This window comes from Falsirhodobacter deserti, assembly GCF_004015795.1.
In the GTDB taxonomy this organism is placed as follows: domain Bacteria; phylum Pseudomonadota; class Alphaproteobacteria; order Rhodobacterales; family Rhodobacteraceae; genus Falsirhodobacter; species Falsirhodobacter deserti.
In genome coordinates this window covers 123,011-136,093 of sequence record NZ_ML137221.1, presented here as the reverse complement: position 1 = coordinate 136,093, position 13,083 = coordinate 123,011, and the positions used below count along the sequence as shown (strand labels likewise).

The window sequence follows — 13,083 nt, the reverse complement described above, 5'->3', positions numbered from 1 at the left end:
CATGGCACGCGTTCAACTGAACAATCTGGAAAAAGTCTATGGCGGCGGGTTCAAGGCGGTGCACGGCATCAATCTTGATATCGAGGACGGGGAATTCATGGTCCTTGTCGGTCCGTCCGGCTGCGCCAAGTCGACGACGCTTCGCATGGTTGCCGGGCTGGAGGAGATCACCGGGGGCGAGATCCGCATCGGGGAGCAGGTGGTCAACACACTGCCGCCCGGCAAGCGATCCATCGCGATGGTGTTCCAGAACTATGCGCTTTACCCGCATATGAAGGTCCGCAAGAACCTTGGCTTCGGACTGAAGATCGCAGGGCGGCCAAAAGCCGAGATTGACGCTGCCATTGACGACGTGGCCCGCATCCTGGAAATCGAGCCTTTGCTGGATCGGCTGCCGAAACAACTTTCGGGCGGGCAGGCGCAACGGGTCGCCCTTGGCCGCGCACTGATCAAGAAGCCGGGCGTGTTCCTGTTCGACGAACCGCTATCGAACCTTGATGCCAAGCTGCGCGCGTCCATGCGCGTGCGCATCACCGAGCTGCACAAGCGGCTGAAGGAACGGGGCCTGTCCTCCACCGTCATCTACGTCACGCACGATCAGACCGAGGCGATGACGATGGGCGATCGCATCTGCGTGATGCAGGCGGGGCATATCCTGCAGGTGGCAACCCCGCGCGATCTTTATACGCATCCGGCGAACCTGTTCGTCGCCAGCTTCATCGGCAGCCCAGAAATGAACCTGATCGACGGATCGATGTCGGACGGGATGATCCGCATCGGGCAGCAATCGGTGCCGGTGCCGGCGGCGCTGGACGCGCGGTTGACGGCCCAGCCCGAGGCGGTCGTGCTTGGCATCCGCCCGCAGCATCTGCGTCTGGTGACCGACGGTGCCCCCGCGCTGGAAGCAAAGATGACAGGGGCCGAGTTCATGGGCCACGAGGTCAACATCCACGCACTTCTGGACGGCAAGCAGGTGGTCGCGGTGACCAGCCCCGCCGAGTACGAGGCCGCAAGCCGCGCGGGTGACCGCATCCGCCTGCGCCCTGATCCCGAGGCGCTGCACGTTTTCGACAAGGCAAGCGGGCGCAATATCACCCGTCCTGCCGTGATGCACTGATACCTGAACACTGGGGAGGAGATTCGGGATGAAGGCACTTATGACAAGCGCGGCCCTTGCCGCACTGATGGCCAGCGGCGCACAGGCCGCCGATCTGCGGATGTCATGGTGGGGCGGTGACAGCCGCCACGTCATGACGCAGGAGGCGCTGCGCGTTTGCGGCGAAAAGCACGGCCACACCATCAAGGCCGAATTCACCGGTTTTGACGGATACCTCGAGAAGCTGACAACGCAGATGGCCGGGGGAACCGAGGCCGATATCGTGCAGGTGAATTGGCCGTGGATGCCGCTGTTTTCGCGCAACGGCACCGGGTTTGCGGATATACGCGAATTCAGCGATCAGATCGACCTGTCGCAATGGACGGAAGAACAACTCGCCTCAGGCGAGATGGCGGGCATCCTGAACGGCTTGCCCGTTTCCACCAGCGGGCGGGTCTTCTTCTTCAACACGACCACATTCGAAGAAGCGGGCGTGCCCCTGCCCACCACCTGGGAGGAGCTGTTCGAAGCCTCGGCCCAGCTGAAGGAAAAGCTTGGGCAGGACTACTTCGCCTTCAACGGCGTGAAGGAAACGGCGCAGCTTCTGGTGTCGCTGCAGGTGACCCAGATGACCGGAAAGGATCTGGTCGATCCTGAAACCAACCGCGTCGCCTGGACGGTGGATGAACTGGCCGAAGGTCTGGCATGGTATGGCCGCATGGTAGAGGAAGGCGTGCTTCAGGGCCACGAGCAAGAGGCGGGGCAGGGCAACGTCAACCTGTTCGAAAAGCCCGATTGGGCGTCTGGAAAGATTGCTGGCTCTTATGAATGGGACAGCACCTGGTCCAAGTTCGCCGATCCGATGATTGACGATCAGGTTCTGGTGCCCGCCAAGATGCTGGTGCGTCAGGATGCGGTAACGGAAGGCGTTTACCGCAAGCCGTCGATGCTGTTTGCGATCTCCAAGAACTCCGCCAATCCCGAGGCTGCTGCCGAAATCATCAACTGCATGCTGAACGAGCCGGAGGGCATCGACGCGCTTGGCGACAGCCGCGGCATCCCGGCCTCGGCCGTGGCAGAGGCACGACTGGCAGAGGCAGGTGCCTTCGATCCGAAGATGAAGGAGGCCCATGACATCCTCATGGCAGCCGAAGGGCCGGTCGTGTCCCCGTTCAACGAACATCCGACGCTGCGCGGCGCCTTCCTCGATACGATGGAGGAATACGGGTATGGCATGCTGGATGAGGAAGAAGCCGCGGAGATCATCATCGACGAGGCGAACCGCGTGCTGAAGGGCTTCGACAGCTGATCCCTTGCCCCGCCGCGCGACAGGTGCGGCGGGGCGATCAACCTTTCCGGAACGACATTCCCATGACCCTTATCCGTCTTGCCGCGCGATCTGCGCGATCGATCGCACTTGTCCTGCCGCTGGCGGGTGCCCGCTACCATCTTCCCGCATCTACGCCATGGATGCTGGAGGCGGAGGGACAGCCGCCGCGCAGCGGAACCACCAATCGCGTCGTCACGGCCATTCATGATCTGGAGCCTGATACGGAATACAAGGTGACGTTGGGGGAACATTCCGCCCGCTTCCGCACCCTTGTCTGCGCGGCGCGTCTGGTTCCCGATCTTCTTCCCGATCTGGCCGAGGGCGATGCGGAAGGCGCTGTGCACAACGCCGCGCTGTTGCAGATGGTGGTGGACGGTTTGCCCGAAGGCGGCACGCTGCATCTTCCGCCCGGGCTGTGGCGGACGATGCCGGTTCGACTGAAATCAAACATGACGCTGTCGCTGGCCGAGGGTGCCGTTCTGACTGCGCCAATGGTGCGGGATGGCTGGCCCGTGCTGCCCGCAAGGGATGAGAACGGGGCGATGCTTGGATCGTGGGAGGGGCTGCCCGATACGTGTTTCGCTGCCACCGTTCATGCCATCGGCGCGACGGGCCTGATCATCGAAGGCCCCGGCTGGATCGACGGCGCGGGCGATCGCGGCGACTGGTGGTCATGGCCAAAGGAAACGCGGGAGGGCGCACGCCGCCCGCGCGGGCTGCACCTGATCGGCTGCCGCGATGTGACGTTGCTTGGCTTCGGCATCCGTAACGCACCCAGCTGGACGATCCACCCGCAAGGGTGCCATGGCGTAACCGCCGCTGCCCTGCAAATCGAAGCCCCTTCTGACAGCCCGAACACCGACGGGTTCAACCCTGAAAGCTGCACCAACGTGGTGATGGAGGGGATCCGCTTTTCTGTCGGGGATGATTGCATCGCCATCAAGGCAGGGAAGCGCAGCGATACCGGCGAAAGCGACCATCTTGCCGAAACGCGTGGCGTTGCGATCCGCCACTGCCTGATGGAAAAGGGCCATGGCGGCGTCGTCATCGGCTCTGAAATGTCGGGCGGCGTGCATGATGTGACGGTGGAAGATTGCGAGATGATCGGCACCGACCGCGGCCTGCGCTTGAAGACCCGGCGGGGCAGGGGAGGCACGGTTTCTGGCATCCGCTTTGCGCGTGTGCGGATGGATGGCGTGCAGACCGTTTTTTCGGCCAACGCTTTTTATCACTGTGACCATGACGGCCATGCGGACTGGGTGCAGAACCGCGCCTCCGCCGCCTTCGATAGCGGCACCCCCACCATATCCGGCATTCTGGTGGAGGATGTGGAGGTGGAGCGGCTTTCGCATGCGGCGGGCGTCTTTCTAGGCTTGCCCGAAGCGCCCATCCGCGATGTCGTGATCCGCAATCTGAAGCTGGGCAGCATGGATCCGGCGGCGCAAGCTGCCCCGCCCGTCATGGCCGATGCCGTGCGGCCAATGCGGCACGAGCTCATCCTTGCCGAGAATGCCGACGTCAGTTGCGATGACCGAACGCTTCTGTCGCAGCGCCCCATAAGCCTGAACGCTCGCCAGGCCGCTCCCGCCCCGTCACGTCCGCCGCTGGATGAATGGATGGAGGCATATGCCCGGGACCACATCCTGTATAAGGGCGGCAGCTGGTGCTATGAGGATGGCTGCATCTATCGCGGGCTGGACCTGCTGGCCGAAGCGACAGGTCAGGCGCGCTGGCACGACCAGCTGATGCGCCTTGCGGCTTCGCAAGTGGCCGAGGATGGCACCTTGGCAGGCTATGGTCCGCAAGATTGCAACATCGACAACATCATGGCGGGCCGTGTCCTGCATCCGCTTCATCGCCGTACGGGGCAGGAACGGTTCCTTATGGCCGCGCAACGGCTGCGTGGCCAACTTGATATCCATCCGCGGATTCCGGCGGGGAACTATTGGCACAAGAAGGTCTATCCACACCAGGTCTGGCTGGACGGGTTGTACATGGCCCTGCCGTTCCAGATCGAGCATGGTCTGGCGACCGAGGACGACGCCGCGGTGGCCGATGCCGTGGCACAGTTCAACAGTGCGCTGGATCTGACGGGGCGAAGCGACGGGCTTTACGCCCACGGCTATGACGATGCGCGGCAGATGGGATGGGCCGATCCGCACACGGGGCAATCCTCCGCCGTGTGGGCGCGGGCGGTCGGCTGGTTGGCGATGGCGCTGGTTGATGCGCTGGTGTTGCTTCCGAAGGATGAAGATGCCGCCGCGCTGCGCGACAGGACGGCAGCCCTGCTGGACCGCGTGATGCAAGAGGCGCGGCCGTCAGGACTTTGGCAGCAAGTGCTGATGGCACCGGATCTGGAGGGGAACTACGAAGAAACCTCCGCCTCGGCCATGTTTGCCTATGCTTTGCTGCGTGCGGCGCGGCACGGGATAGCACCGGATACGGCGCGGCAGGCGGGTCTGCGGGCGTTTAGGGCGCTGACAGACCGCATCCAGCCAGATGCCAGCGGTCGGGCCCGGCTTCAAACGATCTGCCGTGTGGCGGGTCTGGGCCGGTGGGCAGGCCGCGACCGCGACGGCACCCCCGGCTATTATCTGACGGAGGAGATCGTGGCTGATGATGCCAAGGGTGTTGGCCCGTTCATGATGGCCGCCGCCGAAGCACATCTGGCAGGGGCCGCGCTGCAGGATACCCGGCAGGCAGCCCTGTCCTGATCGTCACCAACCGCCCCGACAAGTTGTTCGGGGCGGTGCCTTCTCATCAGGCATCGGCGGGCAGGGGGAATACCCGGTCATAGATCCAGTTGAATATGAAGGCATAGATCACGTAGAAGACCACCGCCGCCAGATCCAGGACCAGCGCGGCCCAAAGCCCGATTTCAAGATACCAGGCGATGAACGGGAGGGCGACCACAAGCAGCCCCAGTTCGAACAGCACCGTGTGCAGAACGCGGATGGTCATCGTTTTATGGACCGTTCCGCGTATCCGCTTCATCGCGTGATCGAAGCCAAGATTATAGACGTAGTTCCAAAGCGTCGCCACGGTTGAACCGACAACGGCGACAACACCCATATCCTGCGGATGCAGGCCGAACCCTATGGCGCCAAGTGGAATGATAAGGGCAAGGCCGATCAGCTCGAAGCTGATAGCATGACGAATACGGTCCCGCGATTTGCGCATGATGATCCCCATCTGTTACCGGGCCGTCCCGAATGGTGCCCCGATGGGGGGAGGTCGTCCTCTCTGCCGCGGCAACTTAGGGCTGCCGATCGTGGAAGTCCACCATTCCTCCCGATCCGGTTACACCCGCATCCCTTGCGAAAAGGGCTTAGCCTCGCTTCACAACAAGAGGCGGACGGGCGCGATTACCTGTTGCCCGTGCGCTTTGCAGGGGGCACCAGCCTGGCGCACGGGCACATGTTCGCGGTATCTCACTGCGCCTTCAGCGCGCGAGCCAACCGCCGTCGACCGGTAGCACCACACCATTCACATAGTCCGAAGCGGCAGAAGCGAGGAAAACCGCTGCGCCACCCATATCCGAAGGCTGCCCCCATCGCGCTGCGGGAATGCGGCCAAGAATGTCGGCGTTGCGCTTTTCATCCTCTCGAAGGGCGGTCGTGTTGTTTGTTTCGATATAGCCGGGGGCAATGGCGTTCACGTTCACGCCTTTGGCCGCCCATTCGCATGCCAGAAGCCGCGTCAGCCCTGCCACCCCGCTTTTTGCCGCGGTATAGGCAGGGATGCGGATGCCGCCCTGAAACGAAAGAAGCGATGCGATGTTGATGATCTTGCCGCTGCCCTGCGCGATCATGGCGCGCCCTGCGGCCTGCGACAGGAAGAACAGCGATTTCAGGTTCGTGTCGATCACGGCGTCCCAGTCGGCCTCGCTGTAATCAACGGCGTCGGCACGGCGGATGATGCCGGCATTGTTCACAAGGATATCGATCCGGCCCATCTTGGCGATCACCTCGTCCACGATCCCGGCAAGGGGTTCGGTGCTGGACAGGTCGGCGCGGATATCGTGATGGCGCGTGCCTTCGGGCAGCAGCGACCGCGTCTCTTCAGGGGAACTGCGGCCCACGGTCACCAGGCTGGCACCCGCATTGGCAAGCGCCACGGCGATGCCTTGCCCGATGCCCGTGTTGGCACCGGTCACCACGGCCACCCGGCCAGTCAGGTCGAATAGGTTCATCAGCTCGTTTCCTTTCGGTCGTCCAAGAAAAAGTCGGGATTGGTGGTATCCAGACGCTGCACCTCTGTCAGCATCTGGCCGATATGCAGGTTCATGGAACTGGTGGCCGCTGCCACGTCGCGGGCGGCCAAGCCGTCGCGAATAGCGCGATGTTCCTCGATCACTCGATCAAGCCGGCCTGCCTGCGGCAAGGTGGTCAGGCGATACCGGTCGATCTGGGCCCGTACCGCGTCGATCATCGCCATAATCGTGTGACGGCCCGACACTTCGGCAATGATCCGGTGAAATTCACCATCAAGCTGGTCGAAGGCATCAAGATCGTCGGCTGTTCCTGCTGCTTCCATCGACAGCAGATTGCCGTCCAGCGCCGCCATGAAGTTGCCGTCGATGCGCGGAACGGCCTCCTCGATCATCACCAGTTCCAGCGCACGGCGGATCATGATGCTTTCGCACAGCGCTTGCACGGGAATGCGGGCCACGAATGTCCCGACCTGCGGATAGATGATGACCAGCCCTTCATCTGCCAGCCGCAGCAGAGCCTCGCGCAGGGGTGTGCGGCTTACGCCGAAATGCGCAAGAAGGTCACGCTCCGGCAGTGGATCGTTCGGCTTGCGACGCATCGCCACGATGTCGTTGAAAAGCTCTCGGTGGATCAGGTCAGCGGTTCGCGGTTGCGCCGCGCGAAGGCGTGTCATGCCGGTGGCCCGGCGGGGCCGTCTTTGCCGCGGTGCGTCTTCCATTTGGGCTATCCTCACATTGCGCGCATACTAGTATGTTTGTAAGCGATGCACAACTGCAGGATGATGCCGCGCGACATCATCGCGCAGGCTGCCTGCCTCAATTCGTGAAGGCGTCTATCAGGTTGACGACCGCCAGGATCTTCCGGGTCGTCGGGTCCACTCGATAGACGCGGTCCCCGTCCCGGTAATACCGCCAATCATCCCGCGGCTCGAGGTTGTAGCGGCGCGGATCGCGGATGACGATATAATCGCCGTTGCGCAGGATATCCCCGACCCCTTTCCCGTGGCGTGCCTGCCCCGGCGGCACGCAGGGCGGGTTCTTCTTGGCAAGCCCGGGCGGGCAATCACGCCCGCCGTTCTGGTGGTTGCCATGGTTCCCGTTGCCGCGCCCGCCACCCGGATCGGCAAGAACGGGCGTTCCGGCCAAGGCTGCGATCGCCGCCACCAAGGTCAATGTTGATCTGATCTTCATCTCGTGCACTCCTGGAATGGTATCAGGATATAGCGCTTTCTGCAGAAAGGTTGAGATGGCGTTTGCTTCATCGGCAGCAGCCTGCTGGTGGGACTTCCCCCTGTGCCGCATCTGCGGCAAGATAATGGGGTGCCGACGCGGGCACGATACGGTAACGAGGGGAACCTGAAATCCCGTCGCCGCGTCATACCGGCGCCGCAACCAACCGGAGACTGCTTATGCAGGACATCGTCGCCACGCCGTCCTTACTGTTCCTTATTGGCACGGGCGTTGCAATTCTGCTGCTGCTGTTCTGCTCGGCGATCTTTTCGGGGTCGGAAACCGCGCTTACCACGGCCAGCCGCGGCAAGTTGCACAACATGGCAGGACGGGGCGACAAGGCTGCGGGACGGGCGCTTGACCTGACCGAGGACAAGGAGCGCCTTATCGGCGCAATCCTGCTGGGAAACAACCTCGTCAATATTCTTGCCACCTCGCTGGCCACCATGTTCTTCACGGTGGTGCTGGGCGATGGCGGCGTGGCTGCGGCGACGCTGGTGATGACGGCACTTGTTCTGATCTTTTCGGAAGTACTGCCGAAAACCTACGCCATTGCCAACGCGGAACCGCTGGCGCGCCGGGTTTCGGGGTTCATGCGAATTGTGGTCATGGTCGCCTCGCCCGTTGTTGCGGTGGTGCAGGTGATTGTGCGGCAGATCCTGCGCCTGATGGGTGTGCGCCCCGAAGATGCACGCCCGTTCGCGGCCCATGAGGAGATCGCCGACGCCATCACCCTGCACCATTTCGAAGGAGGAATGGAAAAAGCGGACCGCGACCGGCTGTTCGGCGCGCTGGATCTGGCGCATCGCTCGGTCGAGGAGGTGATGACCCATCGCCGCGACGTGCAGATGATCGACATCGCCAAGCCTTCGCTGGAGGTGATCGCAGAGGCGTTGGCATCTCCCCACACCCGGCTGCCGATCTATCACACCGATGCCGACCAGATCATCGGCATTCTGCACGCCAAGGACCTTGCACGGGCGGTGCAGAAGGCCGTTCTGGAAGGCGGGGTGGAGGCGCTGCAGGCACTGGATATCGCCTCCATCGCGATGGAAGCCCAGTATGTGCTGGAGGTGACGCATCTTGATGACCAGATGCATACTTTCCTGCGCCAGAAAACCCATGCCGCGATCGTGCTGGACGAATACGGCGCGGTGCGTGGCCTGATCACCCTTGAAGATATCATGGAAGAGATCGTGGGCGACATAACCGACGAACACGATCCCGCGCCCGCCGCGCAATACGCAACCAACGAGGACGGCTCCATCGATGTGGAAGGGGATGTCACCATCCGGGCGCTGAACCGCAGCCTGAACTGGAACCTGCCCGAGGAAGACGCGGTGACGCTGGCAGGTCTGGTCATCAACAAGGCGCATGATATCCCCCATGCGGGTGAGGCATTCATCATCGCCGGCTATCGCTTCGAAGTGCTGGAGCGCGAGGCCAATCGCTTGGTCAGATTGCGCATCCGGACCGAGTGACGGGCAAAGGGGGGCACTGGGCCTTCCTTTCATATGGTCGATCAAACCCGCACCATCAGCGGCATGGCTGTATGCAGCCCCGGCGCTCAGCCGTCGCGGACCGGAGTATCGGTGAAAGCCAGCGAAGGCGCTGTCGATTGCGCCAGATCTTCCGCACCGGAGGAAGCCGGTTTTCCCTTCGTTGCGGTCAGGCGGCGGCGCCAGGTGATCTGCCACTGCATAGTTGAAGTGGATTTCCTCGATCGTATCCGGCTGCGTCAGGATCAGAAGGTCATTGGTGCCCTTCTTCTGCGGATGATCCGAATGGTGGCGGCAGGTATGGCCGGTGAAATCTCGGCCAGATCGAGGGTTTCGTTCTGCGTCCACACCGCACGGTCAACGTTCAGGATGCGTTCCCGCGCCATGCGCTGAAGGAGAGGCTGGAAACTGGAAGCTGCGATAGGCCCAGGGCGAAATGCTGAGGTTATGCAGCCGCGCAGGTTTCCGACGCGTAGATTGGAAGCTGCCGATGCAGCGCTAGGTCCGGCAGGATGACGATATCGCAGAGGACGGCCCGATGACTCCGCTTCAGATCGCTTCGATCATCCTTGTGCTGGCGGCAGTCTCCGGCAGCATCAACTATTTCGTGTTCCGCCTGCCGCCCTCGATCGGGATCATGGTGACGGCGCTGCTTGGCTCCATCGCGATTCTGGCGGTGGACAGCTGGATGCCCGGTCTGCAGCTGGTACAGCAGGTGCGCGATCTTGTGACGTCAATGGAGTTTTCCGGTTCCTTGCTGGACGGAATGCTCGGGCTTTTGCTGTTCGCCGGCGCGCTTCATGTCCCGCTGGAGCATCTCAAGCGCGAGGCGCTGCCGGTGCTGCTGATGGCGACACTTGGCATTGCCATCTCCGCGGCTATCGTGGGCACCGGCTTTTCCTGGATCACGGGGATGCCGCTGCTGGTGGCGCTGGTTTTCGGGGCCCTGATCTCTCCCACCGATCCAGTGGCGGTGCTGGGGATCTTGCAGGACGCCAAGATACGGCAAAGCCTTGAAACCAAGATTGCCGGAGAGTCGCTTTTCAACGACGGCGTCGGCTATGTGGTGTTTTTGCTGCTGGTGGGGCTGGCTTTTCCCTCCGAAGGCGGGCATGGCGCAGGCACGTTCCATCTTGCCGCCGCCGCCGAACTTTTCCTGCGCGAGGCTGCGGGCGGCGCGCTTCTGGGCGCAGTGCTGGGCTGGGGCGTATTCCAGATCATGCGGCGAATGAACGATTACCCGCTGGAGGTGATGATCACGCTGGCGCTCGCCTTCGGCGGCTATGAACTGGCACTGGCGCTGGAGGTTTCGGCCCCGATCATGGCGGTGGTAGCCGGTCTGATGATCGGCAGCGTGGGCCGGCGGGATGCCATGTCAGAGGAAACGCGCACCTATGTCGACGGATTCTGGCGGCTGATCGACGATATCCTGAACGCGACCCTGTTCCTTATGATCGGGATGGAGATCTTCCAGTTGACCGTGTCATCGGACATGTGGATTGCGCTGCCGGCTACCATCGGACTTGCACTGGTGGCCCGGCTTCTTGCGGTGGCACTGCCGATCCTCATGCTGCGCCCCATCCGCAAGGAGGGGCGCGACGTGATCCCTCTGATGACATGGGGCGGGCTGAAGGGCGGCATTTCCATCGCGCTGGCACTGTCATTGCCCGACAGCGAATGGAAGGCATTGATCCTTGCAGCCACCTATGCGGTTGTCGTCTTCTCGATCCTCGTGCAGGGACTGACGCTGGGGCGCGTCGCCCGCTGGTTGAACCGAAGGGATGAAGGACAGGCCTAGTCCTTCAGTATCCGGACGAGTTCCGCGCCGATTTCGGCCACGGCGGCGTTGCGCGTGTTCAGGTCGGCATCGGTTTGCGCGATGTAGATGGCAAGGAAAGCGGGCGCGCCACCTGGCGGGGTGATCATCGCCACGATGCTGCGGCTGTTATCACCGGCACCTGACTTGTCGGCGATGTCCCATCCTTCGGGGATCGAGGGGCGAAGAAGCGGACCCGTCACGCCGCCCGGCTGCATCCAGCCAACCAGCCGTTCCTGCGAGGCAGGTTGCAACGCATCTCCCTGCGCCAGCCGCTGAAGCGTGGCGATCATGGCGGCGGGGGTGGTGGTGTCGCGCAGCTCTCCGGTGTCGTAGCTGTTCAACTCGGGTTCCATCCGGTCCAGACGGGTCACATCGTCACCGATCCCGCGCAGGAATTCCGTCAGTGCGCCCACGCCGCCCGCCCGCCTGATCAGCAGGTTTGCAGCGGTGTTGTCGCTGCGATCCAGCGCCGCAAAACACAGATCGCTTACCGTCAGCTGTTCCCCCACATGTTCGCGGGTGACAGGGGCATAGGAAAGGATATCGCCTTCCGTGATCGTGACGCCTTCCTCCAGCTCAAGCTGGTCCTGATCGGCAAGCGCCAGAATCCCGCCGCAGATCGGAACCTTGACCGTGCTGTTCAGGGGAAACCGTTCATCCTCGCGGTAGCCCCAGCTTTGGCCCGACCCGCTGTCATGCAGGGCCACGCCGATGCGGGCGGAAAGCTGCGTTTCCCACCGGGTGATGGTGGCGGGAAGCGGATCCGGCGCTGCATGCAAAGCGGGGGCGGCCAGAAGCGTTGCTGCGGCGGCGTCGGCAAGCCGCCGCAGAAAAAGGGGTAGGGACACCATCAGCTGTTTCCTGTCTGGATGAAGAAATCTTGTGTCGTTTGTCGTAAAGCAGTCGATATGGTGGAGGGAGACGACAAAGCCTCAGGATCGGCACAAGATAAACTCATGGCAGATCGGCCCGACATTCCGTTGAACGCCCTGCGCGCTTTCGAAGTGGCTGCGCGGCAAGGAAGCTTCACCCGCGCGGCGGTGGAACTGCGCGTGACGCAGGCCGCCGTCAGTCACCAGATCGCACGGTTGGAGGAGTTGATCGGCGCAACACTGTTCCTGAGAACCCCCGCCGGGCTGACCCTGACGGAAGAAGCGCAGATCATCTTCCCCGTGCTGGAGCGCAGCCTGAACGACATCGGCCGGGCCCTTGATCGTGTTTCCGGCCAGCGCCAGGTGGAAGTTCTGAACCTTGGCGTCGTGACAACCTTTGCCGCAGGATGGTTGATCCCGCGCCTCGCCTCGTTCGAGAGGCAGTTCCCCGAGATTGTCCTGCGCATTTCAACCCACAATAACCGCGTGGAGATTGCCCGCGAGGGGCTGGATCTGGCTGTCCGCTTCGGAAACGGGCGCTGGCCCGGCCTGGAGGCGCTGCCGATCATGCCAGTGCCCATGTCACCGCTTTGCACGCCGGAGGTTGCGGCGCAACTGACCGGCCCGGAGGACCTGCCCAAGCAAAGGCTGCTTCGCAGCTATCGCAGCGACGAATGGACCCAATGGTTCGGCGAGGCAGGGGTGGCTGGTCCTGCACCGACCGGCCCGGTTTTTGACAGTTCCATTGCGATGGCGGATCTGGCGGCGCGCGGGCACGGCATCGCCCTTCTTCCCCTGCCGATGTTCGAGGCCGATCTCGCCTCAGCGCGCCTTGTGCAACCTTTCGACACGACCGTGACGCTTGGCGGCTATTGGCTGACCATCCCCGCGGATCGTAACCTCAATCCTGCGATGAGGGCGCTTCTTGACTGGATGCGGAAGGAGGCGGGCCGTCCCGCTGGTCTTGCGCGCCAAGCGCCATAAGTGGCCGCAGGAAGGCCGCGGCGCTTCCCGCGTCATGCGC

General features: G+C 62.9%; 12 protein-coding genes. 7 read left to right on the top strand and 5 right to left on the bottom strand.

Going from position 1 to position 13,083, the window contains the following annotated elements; all coding sequences use genetic code 11:
* The first annotated feature begins 1 nt into the window (after position 1).
* The 3 genes from JX25_RS14110 (at position 2) to pglA (ending at position 5,140) form a co-directional block, all read left to right on the top strand.
* Positions 2–1,117 carry an ABC transporter ATP-binding protein gene (locus tag JX25_RS14110; RefSeq protein WP_128255745.1) on the top strand — a complete coding sequence of 372 codons (1,116 nt, stop codon included), beginning with the start codon at positions 2–4 and terminating at the stop codon, positions 1,115–1,117.
* Between the two features lie 28 nt (positions 1,118–1,145).
* Positions 1,146–2,405, top strand: a complete 1,260-nt coding sequence (locus JX25_RS14105; protein WP_128255744.1) for an ABC transporter substrate-binding protein — start codon at positions 1,146–1,148, stop codon at positions 2,403–2,405.
* A gap of 62 nt (positions 2,406–2,467) precedes the next feature.
* Positions 2,468–5,140: a polygalacturonase PglA gene (gene pglA / locus JX25_RS15005; RefSeq protein ID WP_206611608.1), complete on the top strand. Its 2,673-nt coding sequence runs from the start codon at positions 2,468–2,470 to the stop codon at positions 5,138–5,140.
* 46 nt (positions 5,141–5,186) lie between these two features.
* Here pglA and JX25_RS14090 read toward each other — a convergent pair whose 3' ends face one another.
* The 4 genes from JX25_RS14090 to JX25_RS14075 form a co-directional block, all read right to left on the bottom strand.
* The gene (locus JX25_RS14090; RefSeq protein WP_128255743.1) at positions 5,187–5,606 is read right to left on the bottom strand and encodes a PACE efflux transporter; all 420 of its coding nucleotides are present in this window, start codon (positions 5,604–5,606) and stop codon (positions 5,187–5,189) included.
* Positions 5,607–5,868: 262 nt separating this feature from the next.
* Entirely contained in the window at positions 5,869–6,618 is a 750-nt protein-coding gene (kduD, locus tag JX25_RS14085) for a 2-dehydro-3-deoxy-D-gluconate 5-dehydrogenase KduD (protein WP_164876167.1), read from the bottom strand.
* The gene (locus JX25_RS14080) at positions 6,618–7,313 is read right to left on the bottom strand and encodes a GntR family transcriptional regulator (RefSeq protein ID WP_128255741.1); all 696 of its coding nucleotides are present in this window, start codon (positions 7,311–7,313) and stop codon (positions 6,618–6,620) included. Before JX25_RS14080 ends, kduD begins: the two co-directional genes overlap by 1 nt.
* 142 nt (positions 7,314–7,455) lie before the next feature.
* Positions 7,456–7,830 (bottom strand): hypothetical protein, encoded by a 375-nt coding sequence (locus JX25_RS14075; protein ID WP_128255740.1) that lies wholly within the window; start codon positions 7,828–7,830, stop codon positions 7,456–7,458.
* A gap of 218 nt (positions 7,831–8,048) precedes the next feature.
* Here JX25_RS14075 and JX25_RS14070 point away from each other — a divergent pair, with 218 nt between their 5' ends.
* The 3 genes from JX25_RS14070 (at position 8,049) to JX25_RS14060 (ending at position 11,166) form a co-directional block, all read left to right on the top strand.
* Complete coding sequence (locus JX25_RS14070; RefSeq protein ID WP_128255739.1) at positions 8,049–9,350, top strand: HlyC/CorC family transporter; 1,302 nt, start codon at positions 8,049–8,051, stop codon at positions 9,348–9,350.
* A gap of 111 nt (positions 9,351–9,461) precedes the next feature.
* Positions 9,462–9,761 (top strand): hypothetical protein, encoded by a 300-nt coding sequence (locus tag JX25_RS14065; RefSeq protein ID WP_128255738.1) that lies wholly within the window; start codon positions 9,462–9,464, stop codon positions 9,759–9,761.
* A gap of 145 nt (positions 9,762–9,906) precedes the next feature.
* A complete protein-coding gene (locus tag JX25_RS14060; protein ID WP_128255737.1) occupies positions 9,907–11,166 on the top strand; it encodes a cation:proton antiporter in 1,260 nt (419 codons plus the stop codon).
* Here the strand turns inward: JX25_RS14060 and bla are convergent.
* Positions 11,163–12,038, bottom strand: a complete 876-nt coding sequence (gene bla, locus JX25_RS14055; protein WP_128255736.1) for a class A beta-lactamase — start codon at positions 12,036–12,038, stop codon at positions 11,163–11,165. The two genes, JX25_RS14060 and bla, sit on opposite strands and share 4 nt — an antisense overlap.
* A gap of 105 nt (positions 12,039–12,143) precedes the next feature.
* Between bla and JX25_RS14050 the strand changes: the two genes are divergently transcribed.
* The gene (locus tag JX25_RS14050) at positions 12,144–13,043 is read left to right on the top strand and encodes a LysR family transcriptional regulator (protein WP_128255735.1); all 900 of its coding nucleotides are present in this window, start codon (positions 12,144–12,146) and stop codon (positions 13,041–13,043) included.
* The last annotated feature ends 40 nt before the right edge of the window (positions 13,044–13,083 follow it).